Here is a 24823-nt window from a genome sequence, read left to right as displayed (position 1 = left end):
TCATCACATAGTACACGGCCACTTAAATAAATGAGGCCACGAGAAAAAGAAGACTCTAAACAAACAAAAACCCCAGACCAGGCCATGAGGCTTAATCCGGGGTTTTCAGTTTATCTAGGCTTGCTCCAAAAAACAGGCACTATTGAATCTTAAAGGTAATTGGAACAGTAAAGGATACGCTTACAGCGCGGCCATTTTGCTTACCAGGGATAAATTTAGGCAGGGTCTTTACTGCCCGAACGGTCTCTTCGTCCAAGCCTGAACCCAGACCTTTTACCACTTTCACATCCGAAACGTCGCCTTGGGCATTCACCGTGAAGCTAACGAATACGCGACCTTCAACTTGGTTCCGCAGTGCCAGCGAAGGGTATTTGATGGCTTTTTGAATGGCTGCTACGATGGCACCGTTGCCACCACCGCCAGGCAGGGAAGGCATCTGTTCCACGTAGGTGTAGACTTTATTCTCTACAACTGCTTCCACTACCTTATCACCCTCACCAGAAAGCCCACTCAGGTCGACTGCATCCGTGTTACCTTGAACGGTAACGGTGGCTACGGTTTTTTCTTTAAGCTCTTCTTGGTCTGGCACCTCCTGTTTTTTCACTTCCTCATCTTTTTTCACTACCGGGGGCGTGAATTTGATGGTCGTGAGTTTGGGAGGTGGGGGTGGGGGCGCCTCGGGAGGAGGAGGGGGGGGCGGTGGCTTGGTCTCGTCCAAGGGCGGCGCTTCCATCAGCACGTTCTCCTGCAGATTCTTCGGTGGCTCCTTCGGCATCTTATCTTTCAGATACTGCGAAATGAGCGGAAAAGAAATCAGCAGCAGGAACACGGCGGTGGCAATAATCAGCGCCCGCGTAACGTGCCGCTGGTACAAGCGGCGCAGCACGTACGCTCCGTATGCCTTGTTGCGGCCTTCAAAAACGATGTCGTTCAGGCTGGCCTTGGCAATTTGCGTGTTATCCATCATAACCCTGATTCTTTAATAAGGTCCACATCTTCTTTTGGAACCTTCACCAGCGCGTACTTTTTCTGGTTCGTGATGTTCATCTCGTCCAGAATATCCACCATGTTTTTGTACTTGGCTTCTTCAGTAGGCTTGATAAGAATGATAGGCTCCGGCTGCTGGCGCTGGCGCGTCATGATGACATCACGAATACCATTGGCCGAGAAGTTAGTGACCTTCAGTTCTGGCTTTGGTACGGTGGGGTCGCTCGGCGTGTTCATGCCGTAGTAGTAGTAGGCTTTGTTATCCTTGCCAAGAAGGATGGTCATGGCCTGCGAATTCTTGATTTTGGTGTCCTCTACGTCGTCGGTCTTCTTCACCGGCATCGTAAGCTGCATCACATTCGGCTTAGCGAAGGTGGTGGTAAGCATGAAGAAAGTAAGCAGCAAAAAGGCCAAGTCCACCATTGGTGTCATGTCGATTCGAGTCGACATTTTTTTGGCCCGCTTCTTCCCACCTTTCCCACCGGAATCGGCTTTTCCTTGAATTTCTCCCATGGGGTTTAATGAAGTGAATGGATTAGGAAATAAGTTCGCGCGGTCGGCTCGTGGTTATTGAGCAGCAGCGACGGGCCTGTTCTCCAAGTCCGTAATGAGGTTGAAACGGTTGATATCGCGTTCCTGCAGCAGTTTGATTACTGCCTGAACAGTTGGTACATCGGCATTGCCATCGCCTTTGATAGCGATGTAAGTAGGCTTTTTGAACAGCGCCTGATTGGCCCGCCGGGCCTCAAGTACCCAATCGATAAGCTGGTTGTTGAGCGAGTCGATGGGAATGCCAGGCTGCTGCGAGTTCAATTGCTTACGCTCCTCTTTGTCCACGTCCAGATAAGAACCGAGCTGGTTGATGGGCAAACCAATGTTGGGCAGGTTACCAAACTCCTTGGCTTGTGCCGCAGTGAAGTTGACGCCGTATTTGGCGGCTACCCGCTGCAGGGCCTGGATTTTGGTCTTCGTGTCATCCACGCCAAAAAACACCCGTTTTTTGGCGTCAATGGTCAGCGTGATAACATTGCTCTCGGGCAGCTTAATCTCCGAGATAGAAGATGGCGTATCCACTACCACGGTTTCTTCGGGGGCAAACTTGGTGGTGAGCATGAAGAACGTCACCAGCAAGAAGGCCAGGTCCACCATCGGCGTCATATCGAGGGACGGCGAGGTACGGTGCGGTTTTACTTTAGGCATTGCGAGGTGGGATTAAAAGGGGGCAATTCGTTCTGTTCTCGTGAACGAAACGAATCGCCCCGCATTTTAGTGCATCAGTGAAAGACGGAAATTAAACCGTCCGAACCGGCTGACCTGCGTTGGCATTGCTACCGTGCTGGCTGGCGAAGGTCTGAATGATGCTGAAGCCTGCCTCGTCGATGCTGTACGTCAGCTCGTCAATTTTGCTGGTGAAGTAGTTGTAGGCTACGATGGCCAGGGCCGACGTACCGATACCGAGAGCCGTGTTAATCAGGGCTTCCGAGATACCGTTTGCCAGGGCCACCGCGTCGGGGCTACCTGCCTGTGCCAGTGCGGCGAAGGCGTTAATCATGCCGAACACGGTGCCGAGCAGACCGGTCAGCGTGGCAATAGAAGCAAGGGTTGAAATGATAACCAGATTCTTCTCCAGCATTGGCAATTCCAGTGCCGTGCTCTCTTCGATTTCTTTCTGGATGGCGAGTACGCGCTGGTCAGTGGCCATGTTGGTTTCGCGCGACATCTCATTGTATTTCAGTAGTGCGGCTTTCACCACGTTGGCTACCGAGCCTTTCTGCTGGTCGCAGGCCACGAGGGCACCGTTGATGTCATTGGCGTTGAGCTTCTGGCGCACGGTGCGAACGAAAGATTCAATGCTCTTGGTGCCTTTGGCTTTGCCAATGGTCAGCATGCGCTCAATGGAAAAAGTAATTACCATCAGCAGCATCGACATCAGGACGGGTACTACGAAACCGCCCTTATAAACTATACCGAGGTAATCACCGGGCAGCGGGTTCAACTTGTTGTCACCACCCTGAAAGTGGCTGCCGTTACCAAAGACATATTTGTAAACGATGACGCTAACAATAAAGGCTAGGATGATAACCACGACGGAGAACAGCGAGTTACCACCGCTGCTTTGGGCTTCGGCTTTGGCGGCCGGTGCGGCGGGCCGTGGGCTCGTATTCATGGCATTTTTCTGTTCCATTGTTCTGGAGTGTTTGGGTTTATTGTGTGAAGTAGTTGAATTGAGTGGGTAAAGAAAAAGCTAAAATTTGATTGGAGGTCGGCCCGCGACAAAAATACAATCGATTATCCCTTGTTTTATAAGGACTGGAATAGCACTTATCGAAGGCCAGCCTGGTCACCCTAATGCATTAGCTGGGCAAACCTAACCAAAAAGCACGGCCTGTCCAAAGAAAATCTGGCCAAGGCCAGCAGAAAAGGTTCGGGCAAATGCGGTAAACACGACAATATTAATCGGCGGCGGGGAGTTGGGGAGCCTGCTGTTTGGCTTGTTCCCAATACACGTCCATCTGGGCCAGCGTGAGGTCGGTCAGGCTTTCGCCGTTGGCTGCGGCGGCCGATTCAAGGAACTGAAACCGCCTGATAAACTTGCGGTTGGTGCGTTCCAATGCTTCCTCCGGATTGATGCCCGCGAACCGGGCAAAGTTGACCAAAGAGAACAGCAAATCACCAAACTCATCGGCGGCTTTTTCCGCGTTCATTCGCTCGGGTTGCCCGTGGCTGTACTCCTCACCAAATTCACCTAATTCTTCTTGTACTTTTTCCCACACTTGCGCAGGCTCTTCCCAATCGAAACCGGCGCCGCGAGCTTTCTCCTGAATGCGCATGGCTTTCACCAACGCCGGCAGTGAGGTAGGCACGCCGCCCAGCACGCCGTTGGTATTGCCCTTTTCCTTCAGTTTGAGTTGTTCCCAGTTGCGCTTCACGGTTTCTTCATCATCGGCCTGCACATCGCCATAAATGTGCGGGTGGCGGTAGATGAGCTTTTCGCACTGGGCGTTGAGCACGTCGGCGATGTCGAAAGCACCTTTTTCGGCGGCGATGCGGGCGTAAAAAATCAGGTGCAGCATTACGTCGCCCAACTCCTTTTTCAGGTCTGGTAAATCGTCGCGCAGAATAGCGTCGCTGATTTCGTAGGTTTCCTCAATAGTGAGGTGACGCAGGCTTTGCAGGGTCTGCTTTTTATCCCAGGGGCATTCGGTGCGGAGGCGGTCCAGTACGTCGAGCAAGCGGCCAAATGCTTCGAGTTGCGCCGGCCGCCGGTCGCTGCCAAGCAGGACGCTGGGAGCAGAAAGAGTGTTTTCCATTCTTCCAAAGATAAATGCAGCGTCGGCAACCGGGCGCCAGTGCCTAAATTTGTCCTTTCAAAAATTCTACTCTGTGACTCTTATAAAATCAATTTCCGGCATTCGCGGTACCATTGGCGGGCCCGTTGGCCAAGGCCTGACGCCGCTCGACGTGGTGAAGTATGCTGCCGCTTATGGTACGTGGGTGAAGACTCAAGCTACTGAAAGCAAGCTTATTATTATTGGTCGGGATGCCCGGATTTCGGGCGAAATGGTGAGCCGTCTCGTAGCCGCTACCCTGCAAGGCTTGGGCCTGGACGTGTGCGACCTGGGGCTGAGCACCACGCCCACGGTGGAAATGGCTGTGCCCGCCAAAAAAGCGGCCGGCGGCATCATCCTCACTGCCTCGCATAATCCCAAGCAGTGGAATGCCCTGAAGCTGCTGAATGCCCACGGCGAGTTTATCTCGGAAACCGACGGGCAGCAGGTGCTGGCTTTGGCCGAAAGCGAGGATTTTGATTTCGCAGCCGTAACCAAACTTGGCCAATACACCACCGATAACACCTTCCTCAAAAAGCACATCAAAGCCATTCTGGCCCTGCCGTTGGTGGACGTGGAAGCCATCCGAGCCCGTAATTTTCGGGTAGTGGTGGATGCCGTGAATTCGTCGGGCGGCTTTGCCGTGCCGCAGCTGTTGGAAGCGCTGGGCGTGACCACCATTGAAAAGCTGCATTGCGAGCCCACCGGCGACTTTGCCCACAACCCGGAGCCCCTGCCCGAGCACCTGCGCGACATTGCCAAAGTGTTGGAAAAAGGTGGCTTTGACGTGGGCATCGTAGTGGACCCCGATGTGGACCGTTTGGCTTTGGTGAGCGAAAACGGGGAGATGTTTGGCGAAGAGTACACGCTGGTGGCCGTGGCCGACTACGTGCTCAAAACCCTGGGCGGCGGCAACACCGTGAGCAACCTGAGCAGCACCCGCGCCCTGCGCGACGTGACCGAGAAAGCCGGCGGCCAGTACGCCGCAGCCGCTGTGGGTGAGGTGAACGTGGTGACCAAAATGAAGGAAACCAACGCCGTAATTGGTGGTGAAGGCAACGGCGGTATTATCTATCCCGAGCTACACTATGGCCGCGACGCCCTGGTTGGTATCGCACTGTTTCTGACGCATCTGGCCAAGTCGGGCCTCAACATGAGCCGGCTGCGCAACTCGTACCCGAGCTATTTTATCTCCAAAAACAAAATCGAGCTTACGGCGGAAATCGACACTGATGACGTGCTGGTCAAGATGGAACAGCGCTACGCCAAGCAGCCGGTGAATACGATTGATGGCGTTAAAATCGAGTTTGATAAGGAGTGGGTGCACCTGCGCAAATCCAACACCGAGCCCATTATCCGCATCTACGCCGAATCCGATTCCAACTCCAAGGCGGATTATCTGGCCCAAAAAATTATCGGCGACATCAAAGAAATTATTGCAGTGAAATCCTAGCGCTTCCGTGCTCCGCACCGGGGCGCATGCGCTGTTAGCAGCCCTAGCACAATGGGTGCGGGTTGGTTTCGGCTCAATGGCGGACGTTTGCATCAGCCACACCAGATAACTGCCGGGCGCACCCACGTCCGGCAGTTATCTGTTCTTACCCCACAACATGACAAACCCTGCTGCCCCTGCCTTTGTCTATTTTGACAATGCTGCTACCACACCGCTCGACCCCGAGGTGCTGGAAGCCATGTTGCCCTTCCTGAGCCAGCACTACGGCAACCCCAGCAGCCTGCACGGGCCGGGCCGGCAGGTCCGCGCCGCCATTGAGAATGCCCGCAAAACCGTGGCGCACCTGCTCAATGCCGCGCCGGCCGAGATTTCTTTCACCAGCGGTGGCACGGAGGCCAATAACTACGCCGCGTTCGGCAGCATCCGCACGCTGGAACTCAAGCACGCCATCACCTCGCGGCTGGAGCACCACGCCGTGCTGCACCCCTTGCAAGTGCTGGCCAAAGCCGGCGAAATTGAGCTGCAATATCTAAAGCACGACGCCCAGGGTAGTTTTGACCTGGCGCATCTTGAGGAATTATTGGCGGGCCAGTCGCGCACGTTCGTGAGTTTGATGCACGCCAATAACGAAATCGGGAATTTGAATGACATTGAAGCCATTGGGGAAATATGTGCCCGGCATGAGGCCGTTTTCCATACCGATACGGTGCAGACAATGGGCCACTACCGGCACGACGTGCAGCGCCTGAAAAACCATTTTCTGGTGGGGTCGGCCCATAAGTTTCACGGTCCCAAGGGCGTGGGCTTTCTCTACACCCGTAGCGGCCTGCGGGTGAGCCCGCTCATTCACGGCGGCTCGCAGGAGCGTAATGTGCGTTCGGGTACCGAAAATGTGTACGGCATTGTGGGCCTGGCCAAAGCCCTGGAAATTGCCGTGCGGGATTTGGCGGCGCACCAAACGCACGTGCAAGGACTGAAAGACCGGTTCGTTGCCCAGCTCCGGGCCGAAATCGAAGACGTGCAGTTCAACGGCTGCTCGGTGGTGGCCGATAAAAGCCTCTACACGGTGCTGAGCGTGAGTTTGCCATCGTCGGCCATCAACGAAATGCTGTTGTTCAACCTCGACATCAGCCGGGTGGCGGCTTCGGGCGGCTCAGCCTGCACCAGCGGCGCGCAGGCCGGCTCCCACGTTCTGGAAGCGTTGGGCTGCGACCCCGGCCGGGCTACCGTGCGCTTCTCGATGAGCAAGATGAACACTGCCGCCGAAGTTGATTACGCGGTGGCACAGCTGGCCAAACTGTACCGTCCGGTAGCGGTATAGTTGCAGGAAAAGCAAGTTTCAACGGCGCTTGCCTGCCGAGACGCTCTCCGGCCTGAGGCAGTTTCCTCCAACGCGGCGCACTGGTCTGCGTAAGAATGGATAGGTTTTACTAATGCCTTCCTTATTCTTACTGCCCATGAACCAGCCACAAGCTTCCGCAACCGACAATTCGAAAACAGCCGCTTCATTCTTCGCCCAGGCCCGCCAGTGGCTGCGAGAGGGAAGCATGAGCCAGCTGCTGGGCCAGGTACCGGCTTCGCTCAAAAATGCCGGCCGCCGTACCGCGTCGGGCTTCAATAAACTCAGCACGACTCAAAAACTGGCGGGCGGTGCCGCGTTGCTGGTGGGCGCCACGCTGCTGGCGCGGCACAAACAAGGCAGCCGCACCAGTGAGTCGGCCACGCTCAAGGAGCTGCTTTACTTCGTGAATGACCGGATTGAAGGCTACCGCCACGCCGTAGAGGAGAGCCAGGACTCGGAGCTGCGCAACTATTACCTCGACCTGGTAACCCAAAGCCAGCAGTTTGCCAACCAGCTGAATGTATACCTGAGCCAGGAAGGCGGCAGTCCGCAAACCAGTACCACCATCAAAGGCAAGCTTTACCGGGCCTGGATGGACGCCAAAGCGGCCCTCACCAACCACGACGAAAAAGCCATTCTCGGCTCCAATATCTACGGCGAGGAGTGGGCCCTCAAGGCGTACGAAGAAGCGCTGCACGATAATACCCTGACCGGTGTGATGCGCCAGGTAGTGGAGCGGCAATATGCCCAATCACAGAAAACGTACTACAAGCTTCAGGACCTGCAAGCGAAGGAGTAGGGAGCAATACGAGTCTTACGCAAAGCCCCGCCGGGCATGGCCACTTTCGCAGCCGTGTCCGGCGGGGTTTTGCATAAGCATCCGGCGTAGGCCCGCATTCGCCAGCTCGTCGCTGTTGGAAAATCCGGCTGTTGGCATCGGCGCAAAATGACTACTTTTCGCCGGGTTTCGTAAGACGGGCTATAACTTAATTCTGCATGGCTGACATCAATATTCAACGCAAAAAAAACGCCCCCAGTCCGTGGATTCTGGTGCTGCTGGCGGCCTTTGCCGTAGCCGTGGCTGCCTATTTTTTCCTGCGCCTCGACCCTGCCAGCGAGCCCGTGCCAACCGGTTTGGAAGCCACGCCTACCAATGTGCTGCCCCCCGATACGGCGGCCCTGCCACCCATTGCCAGTGAGGAGGAAGAAACCGAAAACCTGACGGCCGCCGCGCTGGCTGCCCAAGCCGAAACCGACCCGGCCGCGCCCAATTACGCCGTGAATGGCTTGCAAAAGCTGACGGGAATACTGGTAGCAATAACGGACCGCACCGACCTGCGTGACCCCGCCATTCGGGAGCAGCGCGACAACCTGACCAGCGCCACGAGCCGCCTCGACGAGCCCAACAGCAGCGTACGACCCGGCTTTGTGGCTGCTGCTAATCTTATTCGGGGCATTCAGCAACAAGCATATCCCGAACTGGAAGGCGCCGCTGCCGAGCTCGTGAGCTTGGCCGGCCAGCTGTCGGGCCGTAGCGCAACTACCGAGGACCAATTGCAAACCAAACAGTTTTTGACCCAGGCCGCCGCCGTAGTGCGTGTGATAAGCGAGCCGGCGCAGTAATCATTCAGAACCAACACCCATGGAAATACCCGTGCTGCGCCGCCTGCGCGACCTCACCGATTTTGAAGTGGCCGATGACAATCCCGATGTGCGGGGCTGGGTCGTACGCGGTGGCGATGGCCATGCGCTCGGCCAGGTACACGAGCTGATTGTGGACCCGGTAGCCCTGAAAGTGCGTTACCTGGATGTGGAGCTGGACGCCCGTTTCCAGCGCGGCCCACACGAGAACCACATTTTGCTCCCTATTGGCGTCGCCTCCCTCGATGCGGAAGACGACAATGTATTCGTGACGGCCCTCAACGCTGAAACCGTGCTGAGCTACCCGCCTTATATTGAGTTGCAGGTAACCCGCGAATACGAAGAAGCCATGCTTCGAGCGCTGGGCCGGGAGCCCGGTCAACCGGCCCTTTTTTACGAGCAGGACTCTTTTGATGCCAGCAGCTTCTACAATCGCCGGCCCTTGTAGCGCGTGGCATAGGCAGTTCTGGCTTGTGCGTGGTTGCCGTAGCGTCTAACACGCACGAGCCAGAACTGCCTATGCCAAAAACTCAGTTTTGCCGCACCATTTCGGCTACGGCGTCTACCCACATGGGCTCCGAGTTTAGCGAAGGCACCAGCTGCCAGTGCTTGCCGCCGGCTTCCTCAAACAGCTCCTTGAACTCGTCGCCCACTTCGATGGTCGTTTCCAGGCAGTCGGCCACGAATGCGGGCGAAAAGGCCAGCACGTTGTGAATGCCTTTGGCGGGATATTCCTTGATAACCTCGTCGGTGTAGGGTTGGAGCCAGGGGTCGCGGAGGCGGCTTTGCAGGCGGCTCTGGAAGGTGACGGTGTATTGGTCGTCGCGCAGGCCGAGGCCTTGAGCCAGCAGGCGCGAGGTGGCGTAGCACTGCGCCCGGTAGCAATAGCGGTTGTTTTTATTGTAGCTGGCGCAGCAGGTGCCCAGCTTGCAGTGGCCCTGGTGGCTGCCCTTGAGCACGTGCCGCTCCGGAATGCCGTGGTAGCTGAATACGAAGTGGTCGTACTCGTGCTTATCCATTTCCTCCTTGCCCCGCGCTACCAGGCAGGCAATGAAGCCGGGGTCGTCGGCGAAGCTGCTGATGAAGCTGATACTGGGTACTATCCACCAGTCCTTCACGATATCCATCACTTTCTCCTGCACTGAGCCCGTGCTGGCCGATGCGTACTGCGGGAACAGCGGCAGCACGATAATGCGGTCTACGGCCGCGTCGCGCAGTTCATCCAGTGCCTTTTCCACACTGGGCTTCTGGTAGCGCATCCCGAAGGCCACCACATAATCTTTGCCCAGCACCTCTTTCAGCTTGGCCTGCAAATCGAGGCCATGATAAAGCAGCGGTGAGCCCCGCTCCGTCCACAGCTCCTTGTAAATCTTGGCCGATTTGGGCGCCCGCAACGGCACCACCAGCCCGCGGAAAAGTGGGTAGCGAATGGCCGCCGGCATGTCTACCACGCGGCCATCGGTGAGGAATTCGTTGAGGTAGCGGCGCACGTCGGGCGTTTCGGGCGAGTCGGGCGTGCCGAGGTTGACGAGCAAAACGCCAATGCGGCGGGCAGGGGAGGCAGGCATTTTTTTGAGTTGTTAGCTATTAGCAGTTGGCCATTGCTTTTGTGTAAAGTGCTAATGGCTTGGAATGTGTTTGGGAGAGAGCTGCACGATTAACCAATTCGAGCGCTTTTTGACTACAATCTGACTGCAAAATAAGCTAATAGCTTGCAGCTAATGGCTAACAACTCAGAAAGCCGTACCTTTGCGGCCCTGATTATCAAACCCATCCCTCGTGAACCCCGAAACTAAACCCCACCGCGCCGGCTTCGTGAGCATCATTGGCAAGCCCAACGTGGGCAAGTCCACGCTCATGAACGCGCTGGTGGGCGAGCGGCTCAGCATCGTCACGAGCAAGGCCCAGACCACGCGCCACCGCATTCTCGGCATTCTCAACGGCGAAGATTTCCAGCTGATTTATTCCGATACGCCCGGCATCATCCAGCCCAAATACGAGCTGCACAACGCCATGATGAGCTTCGTGTATTCTTCCTTGGAAGATGCCGACGTGGTGCTTTTCGTGACCGATATTTACGAGAAGCACGACGAGGAACCCGTAGTGGAGCGCCTGCGCAAAATGACGGACACGCCCATCATCCTGCTGGTCAATAAAATCGACCAGGCCAACCAGGAGGAAGTCGAATCCAAACTGGCCTACTGGAAAGAGCAGCTGCCCAACGCCGCTGAAGTGCTGCCCATCTCGGCCCTCAAGCAGTTCGGTACCGATGGCGTGTTGCAGCTCGTGATGGAACGCCTGCCCGTCCATCCGCCCTACTACCCAAAGGACGAGCTAACCGACAAGCCCGAACGCTTCTTCGCCGCCGAAATGGTGCGCGAAAAAATCTTCAAGCTCTACAAAAAGGAAATTCCCTACAGCTGCGAAGTTGTCATCGAAGAGTTTAAAGAGGAAGAAGAAATCATCCGCATCCGCGGTATCATCTACGTCGAGCGCAATTCCCAGAAGGGCATCGTTATCGGTGCGGGCGGCGTGGCGCTGAAGAAAGTAGGCACCTGGGCTCGCGAGGAAATGGAGAAGTTCTTCCAAAAGAAAGTCTTCCTGGAGATGTATGTGAAAGTGAACGAGAACTGGCGCACGGATGCGAAAGCACTGAGCCGGTTCGGATACCAGTAATAGGGTAGGAGGGTATGGGGGCAGGAGGGTAAGAGTTGTCTTCAACCCTTCTATCCCCTACCCCCACACCCTCCTACCCTATTACCCCAAAAAACATCCGACCATCTATAATTAAATAACTCCGGGCACTGCCGAATCTAGGTCGGGTCGGCGGCTGGAGCCTGCATATCATGTCAAAGCAAAACACGGTCGCCATTGTAGGGCGGCCCAACGTGGGCAAATCCACGCTATTCAACCGCCTCGTGGGCCAGCGCAAGGCCATTATGGACAACGAGAGCGGCGTCACCCGCGACCGCCACTACGGCTACGGCGACTGGATTGGCAAGAACTTCACCGTGATTGACACGGGTGGTTACGTGCACAATTCGGAAGATATTTTCGAAGGCGAAATCAACAAGCAGGTAAAGCTGGCGATTGAGGAGTCCGATGTTATCCTGTTTATGGTGGATGCCGAAGCCGGCGTGCACGGCCTCGATGAGGAGTTTGCGCATGTGCTGCGCCGCTACATCGGCAAAAAGCCCATTTATATGGTGGCCAACAAGGCCGATACCAACCTGCGCGCCAACGGTGTGGGCGAATTCTACTCGCTGGGCCTCGGCGATGGCGAAATCTACGCCATCAGCAGCGCCAACGGGCACGGCACCGGCGAGCTGCTGGATGCCGTGGTGAGCACTTTCGATGACCCCGGTATTGAAGAGCCGGAGTCGGATATTCCGCGCATTGCCGTGGTGGGCCGCCCCAACGTGGGCAAATCCAGCCTCGTGAACCTCTTGCTGGGCGAAGACCGCAGCATCGTAACCGAAATTGCCGGCACCACCCGCGACTCAATTTCGGCCCGCTACAATGCCTTTGGCAAGGAGTTTATCCTGGTTGATACGGCTGGTTTGCGTCGTAAGGCGAAAGTGAGCGAGGACGTGGAATTCTACGCCAACATGCGCAGCCTGCGCGCGCTGGAAGAGTGTGATGTCTGCATCGTGATGCTCGACGCCAGCCGCGGCATCGAAGCCCAGGACGTGAACATCATTACCCTGGCCGATAAAAACCGTAAGGGCATTGTGATTCTGGTGAACAAGTGGGACCTGGTGGAGAACAAGGAAACCAATACCGCGAAGGACTTCGAGGCCAAAATCCTCGAAAAGATTGCGCCCATTGCCTACATCCCCGTGGTGTTCGTTTCGGTGCTGAACAAGCAGCGCGTGCACAAAGCCATCGAAACGGCCATTGAAGTGTACGGCAACAAGCGCCGCAAAATCCCGACTTCGCAGCTCAACGATGTGATGCTGAAGGAGATTGAGAAGTACGGCCCGCCCGCGCTCAAAGGCAAGATGATTCGCATCAAGTACGTGACGCAGCTGCCCACGCACAACCCCGTGTTCGCCTTCTTCGCCAACCTGCCGCAGTACGTGCAGACCAACTACGTGCGCTACCTCGAAAACCGGATGCGCGAGCATTTCGACTTCACGGGCGTGCCGATTGGCATCCTGTTCCGTAAAAAATAGTGCGTTACTGGCCCTTGAAGCGGTTTTTGTAAACTTTTTACAAAAATTTCATTCAGGCCGGGTTACCTCTTGGCCGCTTGGGTATAAAGCCCCGAATCGAAAGCGTTGCCTGGTGTAAAGTTTTCGAGGTCGTCTGAATCTCAACCCCATTTTTTTAATAAAAACACAAGATGAAAAAGACTCTGTTCCTCGCCCTAGCTGCTGTTTCCTTCGCTTTCACCGCTTGCGAAAGCAAGAAAGAGGAGAACATGGAAGCTGCTGCTGACAACGTAGAAGCTGCTGGCGAAGCCAAAGCTGATGCTATGGAGAACCAGGCTGACATGGTGCGTGACTCGGCTGATGCTAAGGCTGACGCTATGGAGAACACTGCCGACAAAATGGCTCCTGCTACCGAGACTCCTGCTGAAGAAGTTAAGCAATAGTTTAACCCACAGCTACAAAAAAGCCTCTCCGGTAACGGAGAGGCTTTTTTTGTGCGTTTAAAGTTCAGTTTCCGGCATGCCCAGCCGGCGGTTCAACAGATTGTCCACTACCTCAAACAGGCGGCGCGGCTCGTATGTGCGCCACGGCAGGTCGTCGAGCTGCCCGCCGAAGTTGACGTAGTTATCCACGTTGTATTGCTTCATTTCGCGCTGTACGTGCTCCTGGAAATTGACGCCCGCAATCCAGCCGTCTTCCACATCCTCGTACCACTCTTCGTAATAATCGTCGTCGGAGCCGTGGAAGTTGAACACGTTCTCGCCCACCAGAATAAACTTACGGATGCCCTCGTGCACCAGCACATCGATGATGTTGCGCTTGAGCTCCATGATATCGTTTTCGATGGCGTCGTTCCACTCGCCAATAAATTCGAGCACGGCAATGCCGTCGTCATAATCCACGAAGAGGAGTTTCAGGAACAGCGTATCCGAACCCAAACTATCCCACTGCGGGTGGATGTAGTAGCCGTAAATGGTATTGGTGTAGGATTCCAGGCTGTTCTCGGCTTCGAACAGCGGCGACCGGGAGTCTTCCGCCGCGGAGTACTGATCTATCCAGTTGTAATGAGGCTCAATGGTGTGCATAAGAAGTGTAGCACCCGCTTTGGCTGGTGCCCCCCTAGAAACGCCTAAAAGTCTGAATCGTTCGCCAAAAAAAGTAAGCCCGTGAGGCCCAGGCCGAACAAGGTGCTACGGCTTGGCCGCTTCCAGGGCCGCCCGCACGCTGCCGTGCTGCTTCAATAGCACCGCGGCTTCGGCTTGCGCAATGCCCAGCTCGTCCATCAGCATGCGTTCGCCACGGTCCACCAGCTTCACGTTGGATAGTTTCATGTCGACCATCTTGTTGCCCCGCACGTAGCCCAGGCGAATAAAGGTGGCCGTAGTGAGCATATTGAGCACCATTTTTTGGGCCGAGCCCGCTTTAAGGCGGGTGCTGCCGGTAATGAATTCCGGCCCTGTCACCACTTCTACCGGAAACTCGGCCGCCGCCGCCACGGCCGAGCCCGCGTTGCACACCACGCAGCCGGTAGCCACGCCGGCCGCCCGAGCCTGCTGCAGCCCGCCAATAACGTAGGGCGTGCGGCCCGAAGCGGCAATGCCCACCAGCACGTCCTTAGCGCTGATGCCATGCGCTTGCAAATCCTTCCAGGCTTGTTCGGCGTCGTCTTCCGCACCTTCCACGGCCACCCGAATAGCGCCGTCGCCGCCTGCCATCAGGCCAACCACCAGTTCGGCCGGAACGCCAAACGTGGGTGGGCACTCCGAGGCATCCACTACGCCCAGCCGCCCGCTGGTACCGGCCCCGATGTAAAACAGCCGGCCGCCCGCATCCAGGCGGGCCACGGTCGCTTCCACCAGCCGCGCAATCTGGGGCAGAGCCTGGGCCACGGTCTGCGCCACGGTTTGGTCCACTTTGTTCATACCCGCCAGCAAGGCGGCGGTGGGCAGGGTTTCCAAGTCGTTGAATTCAGAAGGAGCTTCGGTGGTCATAGTAGTGAGGTAAGCTTTAGCTTGCCGTGAAGGGCCGTAAAGGAGTTGGTGGATGATGCAACGTCAAGCTAAAGCTTACCGCACGAGCAGCCCAACCACCGGAAAATTATCAAAAACATGGGCCGTGTGTGGCGCGTCCCGGTCCAGCTCAGCGGTCAGGTCCTGGCCGGCCCAGTGTTCGTAGTGGTTGCCGCGCCGCCACAGCCGCGAGCGGCTCACATCGTAAATCTGGCCCTGATACGCCACCCATATCTCGTCGCGGTCCTGGCCGTTGCGCAGGGCCAATTGGTTGCGGGTGTACGTTTTCGTCGTCAGCTGCTCGTTGTCGGTTGTCAGGCTCATATTTGTTCTGAATTCGTAATAAAGACTAACAACTGACAACGAGCAGCTGACAACCAAAAACCTACCCCAGCAGTGCCTGCAAGCGAATCCAGCGCTGCGGCAGGTCGCCTTGCGAGGCATTCAGGTAGTCTTCGTACGTGCAGGGTACCACGCGCTTCACGGCATTGTCGCCCAGGCGCTCTACTTCCATCCACCATTTATCGGCGCGGCGCGATTTGTAGAACACCAGCTTGTCGGGGTTGCCGGGCAGCACCACGGTGTAGGTGAGGAAGCGGAAGGTACCGAAGCCAGTTTCGGGACGGCGGTGGTAAAAGCCCTCCACGAAATACCACAGCATGGTGGCCACGGTAGCGGCGGCCATGCCGTGGGGGTCCAGGTCGGCGCGGTAGCCGTAGAGGCCCAGGGAACTTAGCTGCTCGTTGTGGCCGGCGTACCAGCACAGTTGCGTAGCGTCCTCGTTGCTTAGGCCGAAGGGGTTGGCCGGGTAATAGCCGGGGGCGTCCTGCCAGCGCAGGGCTGCGATGTCCACACTCATAAACTCGGCCTGGCGAATGAGGGGCTCGGCCAACCGGCGGTCGGTGCGCATTTCGCCCACACTCATGGTCTCAAAATGCAGCTTTTCGAGCGCTACCAGTACTTCGGGCGGCGTGAGGTACTGCTGGTGGCCCAAGTGCGCCAGGCTGAATACGAAATTGGGCTCGTGTACCAGCAAGCGGCGCAAGTGGCTTTCTTCGGCAGGCGTGCCGGGGCCGGGCTCAGCCATGTCGGGTCGGGCATCCACTACCGCGAAGCTGATGGCGCGGTCCTGGGTTTCGTAGGCCAGAAACTGGCCGTAATCGAGGTCGTGGCTGCCGCCGAGCAGCACGGGTACTGTGTTTTCTTCCAGCAGTGCGCCGATGATTTCGCGCAGGCGCTGGTACGTGTCTTCCAGGGTGAGGCCGGGCCGCAGGTTGCCCAGGTCAACGAAGCGCACGGTGCCGGTACCTTTTTGGAGCTGATAAAAGCGCTGGCGCACTTCGTTGGCCCCGTGGCGGCTGGGGTGGGGTGGACCGGCGGCGCTGCCGCGCCATTCGTCGAGGCCGATGAGGGCCAGGTCGGCATTGCGCCAGTTGGGAAACGTTTCGGTGAAGCGGGTGGCGTAGGCGGCTAGCGTGGTGGGCGCGGGGGTAGCAGCGGTCAGCGTATCCGGCAACGGGTCAAAAAACAAGGCCAGATTCATTGGGAGCAGGTAAACAGGGGGCCAAAATTACGCACTAAAACCCCGCACGCACTGGTTTTTTGGCTGTTTACAACATCAAACTGATTTTTGTCAGAGCACGATTTCAGTACCATCATCAAACGAAGTTGTGAGCGGAGAAAAAAAAAGCTCTTTATTTAAGCTGAATTTCACCTGCCTGACCAATAAAACCCACCCATGGACGTTCGCCGCACCTTCGAAATACTGGCCCATCAACTAGCGAATTCACCCAAGACGGACGCATTCGCGGCTAAAATAGACGGCCAGTGGGTGCCCACCAGCACCCAGCAAGCACAGGACCAAGCCAACCTCGTCAGCTTGGGCTTGGTATCGCTCGGCCTGAAGCACGGCGACAAAGTGGCCATCATCAGCATGAACCGCCCCGAGTGGATGCTGGCCGATTTCGGCATCGCCCAGATTGGTGCCGTGAGCGTGCCCATGTACCCCAGCATCACCGTTGAAGATTACAAGTACATCTTCGCCGATGCCGGCGTGCGGGCCATTTTTGTGTCCGACGAAAAGCTATTGGACAAAGTGAAAGAGGCTACCGTTGGCCTCGATATTCCTGCCACTAATATCTTCTCATTCGACCGCCTGCCCGGCACCCGCCACTTCAGCGAGCTGCTGGAACTGGGCAAAAAAGGCAAAGTGGCCGACCTGGAACCGCTTAAAGCGGCCGTGCAGCCCGACGACCTGCTCACCCTGATTTACACCAGCGGCACCACTGGCAGCCCGAAAGGGGTGATGCTTACCCACGACAACCTGCTCAGCAATTGCCGCAGCTCGCAGCCGGCCGTGCCCGTTTCCAAAGAAGACCGCGCCCTGAGCTTCCTGCCGCTCTGCCACATTTTCGAGCGCATGGTCACCTACCTCTACATGATTAACGGCGTGAGTATTTACTACGCCGAAAGCATGGAGGTGATTGCCGACAACCTGCGCGAAGTGAAGCCGCAGATTTTCACCACTGTGCCGCGCCTGCTCGAAAAGGTGTATGATAAAATCGTCGCTAAAGGCCACGATTTGGAAGGCGTGAAGAAAAGTCTCTTCTTTTGGGCGCTGGATTTGGGCCTGAAATACGATACCCAAAAAGACCAGGGCTTTTTCTATAATACGCAGTTGGCGCTGGCCAACAAGCTTATTTTTAATAAGTGGCGCGAGGCATTGGGTGGCAATCTGCGCTGCATTGTATCGGGCGGTGGGGCATTGCAGCCACGGCTGGCCCGCGTGTTCTGGTCGGCCGGCATCCCCGTGATGGAGGGCTACGGCCTCACCGAAACCTCGCCCGTTATTGCCGTGGGCGGTTATCAAAAGGAAAATAACATGATTGGCACTGTGGGCCCGGTGGTAGAAGGCGTGCAGGTGAAAATTGCCGCCGACGGCGAGATTCTGACCAAATCGGCCTCCGTGATGAAGGGCTACTACAACAAGCCCGAGCTCACGGCCAAGGAATTTGACGAGGAAAACTGGTTCCACACCGGCGACATTGGCGAGCTGGTGAACGGTAAGTTTTTGAAAATTACGGACCGTAAGAAGGAGATGTTCAAGACTTCGGGCGGTAAGTACATTGCTCCACAGGTAATTGAAGGAAAATTGAAGGAAGACCCGCTCATCGAGCAAGCTATGGTGGTGGGCGCTGACCAGAAGTTTCCCTCCGTCCTGATTGTTCCATCTTTTGCCGACCTCAAAGGCTGGTGCAAGCGCCAGGGTATTGCGGACGCGTCCAACGAAGAACTCATCAAGAACGAGAAAATCGTGGAGCACTACGATGGCTTGGTGAAGAAGTACAACCAAAGCTTCGCGCAGTGGGAACAGGTGAAGCGCTTCGTGCTACTGCCGGAGCTCTGGACTGTGGAAACCGGCGAAATGACGCCCACCATGAAAGTGAAGCGTAAGGTCATTACCGAAAACAACAAGGCACTTATCGAAGGCTTTTACCAGCAAACGGAGAAGCGGTAACTGCACGTCGGCTAGTGGTTGCCCGCGCCTTGCAAGCCTAAAGTTGGTGCATCGTTTAAAAGGTGGAGAATCCGGGGATTATCCGGGTTTTCCACCTTTTAAATTGTAAACTAGTATGCAAGCCTAACAAATTTTTCGTAAGTTTACCGCTCTTACTCCTCGCATATGAAGCCCGAAGAAACTGTCGATTACAACATTAAAGTAGCCTGGCACGCCATTTCGCGGATGTACAATACGCAGGCAGCCCAGAACGACATCACGACCAGCATCGGGTTTGTGCTTCTGAATATTGACCAGGAGAAGGGTACGCCGGCCACTAAAATCGCGCCGTTGCTCGGCCTCGAAACCCGCAGCCTGACCCGGATTTTGCGCAGCATGGAGGAAAAAGGGCTGATTTATAAGCAGGCCGATTCAGTGGACAAACGCTCAGTACGTATTTTTCTGACGCCGCTAGGCCTGGAGAAAAAAGAGGTTTCGCGGCAGACGGTGCGCCATTTCAACCTGAAAATTCGCGATAAAATACCGCAGAGTCAGCTCGATATTTTCTTCAAGGTATCGGCGCAGATTACGAGCATGATTGAAAGCAAAAGCCTTTTTGAAGGATTTGAATTGAAGCCGTTACGGCAGGAAGCATCGGCTTAAACAGGCCGGGTTTCCAATACTATTACATCACTTTCTCACCAAATCACCCCTCCCGAGGATGAATAGAACCATCAAGAAAGTTGCCGTGCTGGGTTCCGGCGTCATGGGCTCGCGCATTGCCTGCCACTTCGCCAACATTGGCGTGCAGGTATTGCTGCTCGACATTGTGCCCAAGGAACTGCTGCCTGCCGAAGAGAAGAAGGGCCTGAAACTGGAGGCGCCGGCGGTGCGCAACCGCATTGTGAATGCTGCGTTGCAGGCTGCAATCGTTTCCAACCCCTCGCCCCTCTACCGCAAGGCCGACGCCAGCCGCATCAAAACCGGCAACTTCGACGACAACCTGAAGGATATTGCCGGCTGCGACTGGACCATTGAGGTGGTGGTGGAGCGGCTGGATATTAAAATGAGCCTGTTTGAGCGGGTGGAAAAATTCCGCAAGCCTGGCACCCTTATTACCAGCAACACCAGCGGCATCCCGATTCATTTGATGACGGAGGGCCGCTCCGACGACTTTAAGAAGCACTTCTGCGGCACGCACTTCTTCAACCCGCCGCGCTACCTCAAACTGCTTGAAATAATCCCGACGCCGGACACCGACCCGGCTATCGTGGATTTCCTGCTGCACTACGGCGACCTGTTCCTGGGCAAAACCACGGTGCTGGCCAAAGACACCCCGGCCTTTATTGCCAACCGGGTAGGCGTATTCGCCATCATGGACGTGCTGCGCATCATGCAGGAGCTGGGCCTGACGGTGGAGGAAGTAGACAAGCTCACCGGCCCTGTGATTGGTCACGCCAAGTCGGCCACCTTCCGCACCTCGGACGTGGTGGGTCTCGACACGCTGATGAACGTGGCCAACGGCCTGGCTCAGGGCCTGCCCGACGACGAAGCCAAAGACGTGTTTCAGCTGCCCGAATTCCTCAAGAAAATGGGCGAGAACAAGTGGCTGGGCGACAAAACCGGCCAGGGCTTCTACAAGAAGGTGAAGGGCGAAGGCGGCAAGTCGGAAATTCAGGCCCTGGACCTGGGCACGCTGGAATACAAGCCGAGCGCCAAGGTGAAGTTTGCCACGCTGGAGCTCACCAAAACCATGGACGCCCTGGCGCCGCGCTTCGCGATGCTGGTGACGGGAAAGGACAAGGCCGGCGAGTTCTACCGCAAGAGCTTCGGCAGCTTGTTTGCCTACGTGTCCAACCGCGTCCCTGAAATCACCGACGCGCTGTACAAGATTGACGATGCGCTCCGGGCCGGTTTTGGCTGGGAGATGGGTCCGTTTGAAACCTGGGACGCCCTGGGCGTGCAAAAAGGCGTGGAACTGATGACGGCCGAAGGCAAGGAGCCGGCTGCCTGGGTTACCGAAATGCTGGCCGCCGGCCACACCACGTTCTACAAAGTGAACGCGGCCGGCAGCAAGGAATACTACGACGCCGAAAGCAAGAGCTACCAGCCCGTGCGCGGCGTGGAGAACTTCATCATTCTCGACAACCTGCGCAGCACCGGCAAAGTGCTGTGGAAAAATGCGGGCGCTTCGGTTATCGACCTCGGCGACGGCATTCTGAACGTGGAATTCCACTCCAAGATGAACTCGCTGGGCCAGGATGTAATCCAGGGCTTGCTGAAGGGCATCGAAATGGCCGAATCCGGCTACCGCGGCCTAGTGATTGGCAACGACGGTGCCCAGTTCTCGGCGGGTGCCAACTTGGGCCTGGTGTACATGCAGGCGCTGGAGCAGGAGTTCGACGAGCTGAACATGATGATTGCGCAGTTCCAGAACGCCATGATGCGGCTGCGCTACAGCAGTATTCCGGTGGTGGGCGCGCCGCACGGCCTGGCGCTGGGCGGCGGCTGCGAAGTGAACCTGCACTGCGACCGCGTGGTGGCAGCTGCCGAAACCTACATGGGCCTCGTGGAATTCGGCGTGGGCCTGATTCCGGCCGGTGGCGGCACCAAGGAAATGACCCTGCGCACCGCCCTCAAGTACGAAGAAGGCGAGCCGGAATTCAACATGCTGCGCAACACGTACATGACCATCAGTACGGCCAAGGTTTCAACCTCCGCTGCGGAGGCGTTTGACCTGGGCTTTATGCGCCGGGGCGATGAAATTGTGGTGAACAGCAACCGCGTGATTGCCGCCGCCAAAGCCGCCGCCCTCGATTTGGCCGATGCCGGCTACACCCAGCCCGTGCCCAAGACCAACATCAAGGTGCACGGCAAAGGCGCGCTGGCCATGTTCAAAACCGGCGTGTACGCCATGCAGCAGGGCAACTACATTTCGACGCACGACCAACTCATCGCCGACAAGCTGGCTTACGTGATGTGCGGCGGCGACCTAAGCGCGCCCACCGAAGTGAGCGAGCAGTACCTGCTGGATTTGGAGCGCGAAGCCTTCCTGTCGCTCTGCGGCGAAAGGAAGACGTTGGAGCGGATTCAGAGCATTCTCACGACTGGCAAGCCTCTTCGTAACTAACTCAATTTGTCATGCTGACGAAGGAAGCATCTTATCACGGCTGCCTTTGTTAGCGTCTTAAACCTTAGTGGCGCAGGCGTGATAAGGTCCTTCGCTGCGCTCAGGATGACAATTAAAAAAATATGTCTAGTACTGCATACATCGTAGCCGGCTACCGTACGGCGGTGGGCAAAGCCAACCGCGGCGGTTTCCGCTTCACCCGGCCCGACGACCTCGCGGCCACCGTCATCAAGCATCTCGTGGCCCAGGTTCCGGCCTTGGACCCCACGCGCATCGACGACGTAATTGTCGGCAATGCCGTGCCCGAAGCTGAGCAAGGCCTGCAAATGGGCCGCCTAATCTCGCTGCTCGCGTTGCCCATCAACGTGCCCGGCCTTATCGTGAACCGCTACTGTGGCTCCGGGGTAGAAACCATTGCCATGGCCGTGGGCAAAATCTCGGCCGGTATGGCCGACTGCATCATCGCTGGCGGCACCGAAAGTATGAGCATGGTGCCCACCGTGGGCTGGAAAACGGTGCCCAACTACACCTTGGCCACCAAGCACCCCGACTATTACATGGGCATGGGCCTCACCGCCGAGGCCGTGGCCAACGACTACAAAATCAGCCGCCAGGACCAGGACGAATTCTCCTATAACTCGCATCAAAAGGCCATCAAAGCCATCGAGAGCGGCAAGTTCAAGCAGCAGATTGTGCCCGTCACCGTGGAGGAAACCTACGTGGACCAAGCCACCGGCAAGAAGAAAACCCGCTCCTTTGTAGTGGATACCGACGAAGGTCCCCGCGCCGACACCTCGGTAGAAGCCCTCGCCAAGCTGCGTCCCGTGTTCGCCGCCAACGGCAGCGTAACCGCCGGCAACTCCTCCCAAACCTCCGACGGTGCGGCCTTCGTGCTCGTAATGTCGGAGCGCATGGTGAAGGAACTGAATCTGGAGCCCATCGCCCGCATGGTGAACTATGCCTCCGAAGGCGTGGACCCGCGCATCATGGGCATGGGCCCCATCAAAGCCGTGCCGAAGGTGCTGAAGCAAGCCGGCCTCAAGCTCGAAGACATCGACCTTTTTGAGCTGAACGAAGCCTTTGCCTCACAGTCGCTGGCCGTGATGCGCGAGCTAAGCATGGACCCCGAGAAGACTAACGTGAACGGCGGCGCCATCGCCTTGGGCCACCCGCTGGGCTGCTCGGGTGCTAAGCTCAGCATTCAGCTGTTCGACGAGCTGCGCGAGCGTGGCAAGAAGTACGGCATGGTTACGGCCTGCGTGGGTGGCGGCCAAGGCGTAGCCGGCATCTACGAGCTGCTGAAGTAATTGCTACTTTGCTTAAAGAAAACCCCGCTCATGTGGGGTTTTCTTTAAGCAAAGTAGTAGGCATGCCTAACATATTTTTTTGTATCTTGCAACACTAAAACGGCTGGCCTGTTGTTTCTCAGAATAGTAGGCGTGCCTAACACTTTTAATCACAAACCCTCACCCCAACCGTCATGGAAGTAACGCAGCAAGCCAGCCTGAAGGGCGGCGAATTCATTATCAAGCCGACCGATGCACAGAGCGTCTTCACCCCGGCTGACTTTACCGAGGAGCAGAATTACATGCACCAGACGTGCCTGGACTTTGTAGCTTCTGACGTGCACCCGCTACTAGACCGCCTCGATAACCACGAGGAAGGCCTCATGCGTGGCCTGATGGAGAAAGCTGGTCAGCTGGGCTTGTTTGGCGTGAGTGTGCCCGAGCAGTTTGGTGGCCTGGACATGGACTTCCCGACGGCGCTGCGCGTGACCGAGGGCGTGGGCGGCGGCCACTCGTTCCCAGTAGCTTTTGCGGCCCACACGGGCATTGCCTTGCTGCCTATTCTGTACTTCGGCAACGATGAGCAGAAGGCCAAATACCTCCCCGGCCTCACCGATGGCAGCCTGATGGGCGCTTATTGCCTCACCGAGCCCGGCTCCGGTTCCGATGCCCTGGGTGCCAAAACCAAAGCTGTTCTCAATGCCGAAGGCACGCACTACGCGCTGAACGGCCAGAAAATGTGGATTACGAACGCCGGCTTTGCCGATGTGTTCATCGTGTTTGCTCAGATTGACGGCGACAAGTTCACCGGCTTCATCGTTGATAAAGACACGCCCGGCCTGAGCCTCGGCAACGAGGAGCACAAGATGGGCATCAAAGGCAGCAGCACCCGTCAGGTGTTCCTGAGCGACGCGCAGGTGCCCAAAGAAAATGTGCTGGGCGAGATTGGCAAAGGCCACCTCATCGCCTTTAACGTGCTGAACATTGGCCGCATCAAGCTGGCCGCTGCCTGCCTGGGCGCTACCAAAATGGCTGCCGACCTGAGCGTGAAATACGCCAACGAGCGGGTGCAGTTCAAGCTGCCGATTTCGAAGTTTGGCGCCATTCGCTACAAGCTGGCGCAGCAGGCGGTTCGTATTTACGCCGTAGAATCGGCTATTTACCGCGCTGGTTCCGACATCTATCGCATGGAGCAGCAGCTCATGGCCGAAGGCAAAGGCTCGAACGAAGCCCTGTTGGGTGCGGCCCGCGAGTTTGCCGTGGAGTGCGCCATTCTGAAAGTGGAAGGCTCGGAAGTGCTCGATTACGTGGTAGATGAAGGCGTACAGATTTACGGTGGCTACGGCTTCTCGGCCGACTACCCAATGGACCGCGCTTACCGGGATTCGCGCATTAACCGCATTTTCGAAGGTACCAATGAAATCAACCGCCTGCTGGCCGTTGACATGATTTTGAAGAAGGGCCTGAAGGGCGAAATTGACCTGATGGGCCCCGCCCAAGCCGTGCAGCAGGAGCTGTTGAGCATTCCGAGCATGAGCCAGGACGAGGAAACCGGTCTGTTCAGCAAGGAGATGAAAACCATCGCTAACCTGAAAAAGGCTATTTTGATGGTAGCTGGCTCGGCGGTGCAGAAATTTACCGCTACCCTGGCCAAGGAGCAGGAGTTGCTGATGAACATCGCCGACATGTCCATTAAGGTGTATATCGCCGAAAGCACGCTGCTGCGGGTAGAGAAAGAAGCTTCATCCAAAGGCGAAGAAGCAATGTCCGCCGAAGCTGACATCGCTCGCATCTACCTGGCCGATGCCGTGGACATCGTGGAGAAAGCCGCCAAAGACGCCATTGGCAGCATGGCTGAGGGCGACGAGCAGCGCCTGTTGCTCATGGGCCTGAAGCGCTTCACCAAAACCGAGCTGTTGAACGTGAAGGAAGCCCGCCGCCGCGTGGCTGCCAAGCTGATTGAAGCCAACGAATACGTATTCTAGACTTCCCTCTG

Annotated in this window: 23 protein-coding genes; 13 read left to right on the top strand and 10 right to left on the bottom strand. The window is 56.7% G+C overall.

Features of this window, described 5'->3' with window-relative positions:
- Positions 1-139: 139 nt before the first annotated feature.
- The 5 genes from GM79_RS02965 to mazG form a co-directional block, all read right to left on the bottom strand.
- A complete protein-coding gene (locus GM79_RS02965; protein ID WP_235183896.1) occupies positions 140-967 on the bottom strand; it encodes an energy transducer TonB in 828 nt (275 codons plus the stop codon).
- Positions 964-1500, bottom strand: a complete 537-nt coding sequence (locus GM79_RS02960) for an ExbD/TolR family protein (RefSeq protein ID WP_035558962.1) — start codon at positions 1498-1500, stop codon at positions 964-966. The genes GM79_RS02965 and GM79_RS02960 overlap by 4 nt, the downstream gene beginning before the upstream one ends.
- Positions 1501-1554: 54 nt before the next feature.
- Positions 1555-2187 (bottom strand): ExbD/TolR family protein, encoded by a 633-nt coding sequence (locus GM79_RS02955; RefSeq protein WP_035558957.1) that lies wholly within the window; start codon positions 2185-2187, stop codon positions 1555-1557.
- Between the two features lie 91 nt (positions 2188-2278).
- Positions 2279-3172 carry a MotA/TolQ/ExbB proton channel family protein gene (locus tag GM79_RS02950; RefSeq protein ID WP_235183895.1) on the bottom strand — a complete coding sequence of 298 codons (894 nt, stop codon included), beginning with the start codon at positions 3170-3172 and terminating at the stop codon, positions 2279-2281.
- Between the two features lie 268 nt (positions 3173-3440).
- Entirely contained in the window at positions 3441-4298 is an 858-nt protein-coding gene (mazG, locus tag GM79_RS02945; protein WP_051718433.1) for a nucleoside triphosphate pyrophosphohydrolase, read from the bottom strand.
- Between the two features lie 73 nt (positions 4299-4371).
- On the opposite strand from mazG, the gene glmM reads away from it, so the two are divergent.
- From glmM to GM79_RS22685, 5 genes are all read left to right on the top strand, one after another.
- Positions 4372-5769: a phosphoglucosamine mutase gene (gene glmM, locus GM79_RS02940; RefSeq protein WP_035558954.1), complete on the top strand. Its 1398-nt coding sequence runs from the start codon at positions 4372-4374 to the stop codon at positions 5767-5769.
- A 157-nt stretch (positions 5770-5926) separates the two neighbouring features.
- Complete coding sequence (locus tag GM79_RS02935) at positions 5927-7090, top strand: cysteine desulfurase family protein (protein WP_035558951.1); 1164 nt, start codon at positions 5927-5929, stop codon at positions 7088-7090.
- Positions 7091-7226: 136 nt separating this feature from the next.
- Positions 7227-7910 (top strand): ferritin-like domain-containing protein, encoded by a 684-nt coding sequence (locus GM79_RS02930; protein WP_051718430.1) that lies wholly within the window; start codon positions 7227-7229, stop codon positions 7908-7910.
- A gap of 197 nt (positions 7911-8107) precedes the next feature.
- The gene (locus GM79_RS02925; RefSeq protein WP_035558948.1) at positions 8108-8734 is read left to right on the top strand and encodes a hypothetical protein; all 627 of its coding nucleotides are present in this window, start codon (positions 8108-8110) and stop codon (positions 8732-8734) included.
- A 19-nt stretch (positions 8735-8753) separates the two neighbouring features.
- On the top strand, positions 8754-9200 hold the full coding sequence (locus GM79_RS22685) for a PRC-barrel domain-containing protein (RefSeq protein ID WP_051718428.1): 447 nt from the start codon (positions 8754-8756) through the stop codon (positions 9198-9200).
- A gap of 82 nt (positions 9201-9282) precedes the next feature.
- Here GM79_RS22685 and hemH read toward each other — a convergent pair whose 3' ends face one another.
- Positions 9283-10320: a ferrochelatase gene (hemH, locus tag GM79_RS02915; protein WP_035558945.1), complete on the bottom strand. Its 1038-nt coding sequence runs from the start codon at positions 10318-10320 to the stop codon at positions 9283-9285.
- Between the two features lie 211 nt (positions 10321-10531).
- On the opposite strand from hemH, the gene era reads away from it, so the two are divergent.
- From era to GM79_RS02900, 3 genes are all read left to right on the top strand, one after another.
- The gene (era, locus tag GM79_RS02910; RefSeq protein ID WP_035558942.1) at positions 10532-11428 is read left to right on the top strand and encodes a GTPase Era; all 897 of its coding nucleotides are present in this window, start codon (positions 10532-10534) and stop codon (positions 11426-11428) included.
- A gap of 170 nt (positions 11429-11598) precedes the next feature.
- Positions 11599-12927: a ribosome biogenesis GTPase Der gene (der, locus tag GM79_RS02905; RefSeq protein ID WP_035558940.1), complete on the top strand. Its 1329-nt coding sequence runs from the start codon at positions 11599-11601 to the stop codon at positions 12925-12927.
- Positions 12928-13097: 170 nt separating this feature from the next.
- Positions 13098-13349: a hypothetical protein gene (locus GM79_RS02900; RefSeq protein ID WP_035558937.1), complete on the top strand. Its 252-nt coding sequence runs from the start codon at positions 13098-13100 to the stop codon at positions 13347-13349.
- Between the two features lie 57 nt (positions 13350-13406).
- Here GM79_RS02900 and GM79_RS02895 read toward each other — a convergent pair whose 3' ends face one another.
- The 4 genes from GM79_RS02895 to GM79_RS02880 all read right to left on the bottom strand — a co-directional run bounded on the left by GM79_RS02895 (position 13407) and on the right by GM79_RS02880 (position 16458).
- Positions 13407-13991 carry a hypothetical protein gene (locus GM79_RS02895; RefSeq protein ID WP_035558934.1) on the bottom strand — a complete coding sequence of 195 codons (585 nt, stop codon included), beginning with the start codon at positions 13989-13991 and terminating at the stop codon, positions 13407-13409.
- A gap of 105 nt (positions 13992-14096) precedes the next feature.
- The gene (gene murQ / locus GM79_RS02890) at positions 14097-14951 is read right to left on the bottom strand and encodes an N-acetylmuramic acid 6-phosphate etherase (protein WP_262489430.1); all 855 of its coding nucleotides are present in this window, start codon (positions 14949-14951) and stop codon (positions 14097-14099) included.
- 21 nt (positions 14952-14972) lie between these two features.
- The gene (locus GM79_RS02885) at positions 14973-15239 is read right to left on the bottom strand and encodes a cytochrome b5 domain-containing protein (RefSeq protein ID WP_051718425.1); all 267 of its coding nucleotides are present in this window, start codon (positions 15237-15239) and stop codon (positions 14973-14975) included.
- 61 nt (positions 15240-15300) lie between these two features.
- Positions 15301-16458, bottom strand: coding sequence for an arginase family protein (locus GM79_RS02880; protein ID WP_035558927.1), 1158 nt, complete (start codon positions 16456-16458; stop codon positions 15301-15303).
- 195 nt (positions 16459-16653) lie between these two features.
- On the opposite strand from GM79_RS02880, the gene GM79_RS02875 reads away from it, so the two are divergent.
- The 5 genes from GM79_RS02875 (at position 16654) to GM79_RS02855 (ending at position 24812) form a co-directional block, all read left to right on the top strand.
- Positions 16654-18432: an AMP-dependent synthetase/ligase gene (locus tag GM79_RS02875; RefSeq protein ID WP_035558923.1), complete on the top strand. Its 1779-nt coding sequence runs from the start codon at positions 16654-16656 to the stop codon at positions 18430-18432.
- Positions 18433-18597: 165 nt separating this feature from the next.
- A complete protein-coding gene (locus GM79_RS02870; protein WP_035558920.1) occupies positions 18598-19074 on the top strand; it encodes a MarR family winged helix-turn-helix transcriptional regulator in 477 nt (158 codons plus the stop codon).
- A gap of 58 nt (positions 19075-19132) precedes the next feature.
- Positions 19133-21541 (top strand): 3-hydroxyacyl-CoA dehydrogenase/enoyl-CoA hydratase family protein, encoded by a 2409-nt coding sequence (locus GM79_RS02865; protein WP_035558918.1) that lies wholly within the window; start codon positions 19133-19135, stop codon positions 21539-21541.
- A gap of 122 nt (positions 21542-21663) precedes the next feature.
- Entirely contained in the window at positions 21664-22848 is a 1185-nt protein-coding gene (locus tag GM79_RS02860) for an acetyl-CoA C-acyltransferase (RefSeq protein WP_035558914.1), read from the top strand.
- A 173-nt stretch (positions 22849-23021) separates the two neighbouring features.
- Entirely contained in the window at positions 23022-24812 is a 1791-nt protein-coding gene (locus GM79_RS02855) for an acyl-CoA dehydrogenase family protein (protein WP_035558911.1), read from the top strand.
- Positions 24813-24823 lie beyond the last annotated feature (11 nt).

The sequence above is a fragment of the Hymenobacter sp. IS2118 genome (assembly GCF_000715495.1).
Lineage (GTDB): Bacteria > Bacteroidota > Bacteroidia > Cytophagales > Hymenobacteraceae > Hymenobacter.
The sequence above is the reverse complement of the archived record's forward strand: the minus strand, read 5'-3'. Positions and strand labels throughout refer to the sequence as shown.

Bases quoted from the DNA above. Each gene is read 5' to 3' on its own strand.
- GM79_RS02965 (WP_235183896.1), bottom strand. From the start codon at position 967: ATGATGGATAACACGCAAATTGCCAAGGCCAGCCTGAACGACATCGTT.
- GM79_RS02960 (WP_035558962.1), bottom strand. From the start codon at position 1,500: ATGGGAGAAATTCAAGGAAAAGCCGATTCCGGTGGGAAAGGTGGGAAG.
- GM79_RS02955 (WP_035558957.1), bottom strand. From the start codon at position 2,187: ATGCCTAAAGTAAAACCGCACCGTACCTCGCCGTCCCTCGATATGACG.
- GM79_RS02950 (WP_235183895.1), bottom strand. From the start codon at position 3,172: ATGGAACAGAAAAATGCCATGAATACGAGCCCACGGCCCGCCGCACCG.
- mazG (WP_051718433.1), bottom strand. From the start codon at position 4,298: ATGGAAAACACTCTTTCTGCTCCCAGCGTCCTGCTTGGCAGCGACCGG.
- GM79_RS02935 (WP_035558951.1), top strand. From the start codon at position 5,927: ATGACAAACCCTGCTGCCCCTGCCTTTGTCTATTTTGACAATGCTGCT.
- GM79_RS02930 (WP_051718430.1), top strand. From the start codon at position 7,227: ATGAACCAGCCACAAGCTTCCGCAACCGACAATTCGAAAACAGCCGCT.
- GM79_RS02925 (WP_035558948.1), top strand. From the start codon at position 8,108: ATGGCTGACATCAATATTCAACGCAAAAAAAACGCCCCCAGTCCGTGG.
- GM79_RS22685 (WP_051718428.1), top strand. From the start codon at position 8,754: ATGGAAATACCCGTGCTGCGCCGCCTGCGCGACCTCACCGATTTTGAA.
- hemH (WP_035558945.1), bottom strand. From the start codon at position 10,320: ATGCCTGCCTCCCCTGCCCGCCGCATTGGCGTTTTGCTCGTCAACCTC.
- der (WP_035558940.1), top strand. From the start codon at position 11,599: ATGTCAAAGCAAAACACGGTCGCCATTGTAGGGCGGCCCAACGTGGGC.
- GM79_RS02900 (WP_035558937.1), top strand. From the start codon at position 13,098: ATGAAAAAGACTCTGTTCCTCGCCCTAGCTGCTGTTTCCTTCGCTTTC.
- GM79_RS02895 (WP_035558934.1), bottom strand. From the start codon at position 13,991: ATGCACACCATTGAGCCTCATTACAACTGGATAGATCAGTACTCCGCG.
- GM79_RS02885 (WP_051718425.1), bottom strand. From the start codon at position 15,239: ATGAGCCTGACAACCGACAACGAGCAGCTGACGACGAAAACGTACACC.
- GM79_RS02880 (WP_035558927.1), bottom strand. From the start codon at position 16,458: ATGAATCTGGCCTTGTTTTTTGACCCGTTGCCGGATACGCTGACCGCT.
- GM79_RS02875 (WP_035558923.1), top strand. From the start codon at position 16,654: ATGGACGTTCGCCGCACCTTCGAAATACTGGCCCATCAACTAGCGAAT.
- GM79_RS02870 (WP_035558920.1), top strand. From the start codon at position 18,598: ATGAAGCCCGAAGAAACTGTCGATTACAACATTAAAGTAGCCTGGCAC.
- GM79_RS02865 (WP_035558918.1), top strand. From the start codon at position 19,133: ATGAATAGAACCATCAAGAAAGTTGCCGTGCTGGGTTCCGGCGTCATG.
- GM79_RS02860 (WP_035558914.1), top strand. From the start codon at position 21,664: ATGTCTAGTACTGCATACATCGTAGCCGGCTACCGTACGGCGGTGGGC.
- GM79_RS02855 (WP_035558911.1), top strand. From the start codon at position 23,022: ATGGAAGTAACGCAGCAAGCCAGCCTGAAGGGCGGCGAATTCATTATC.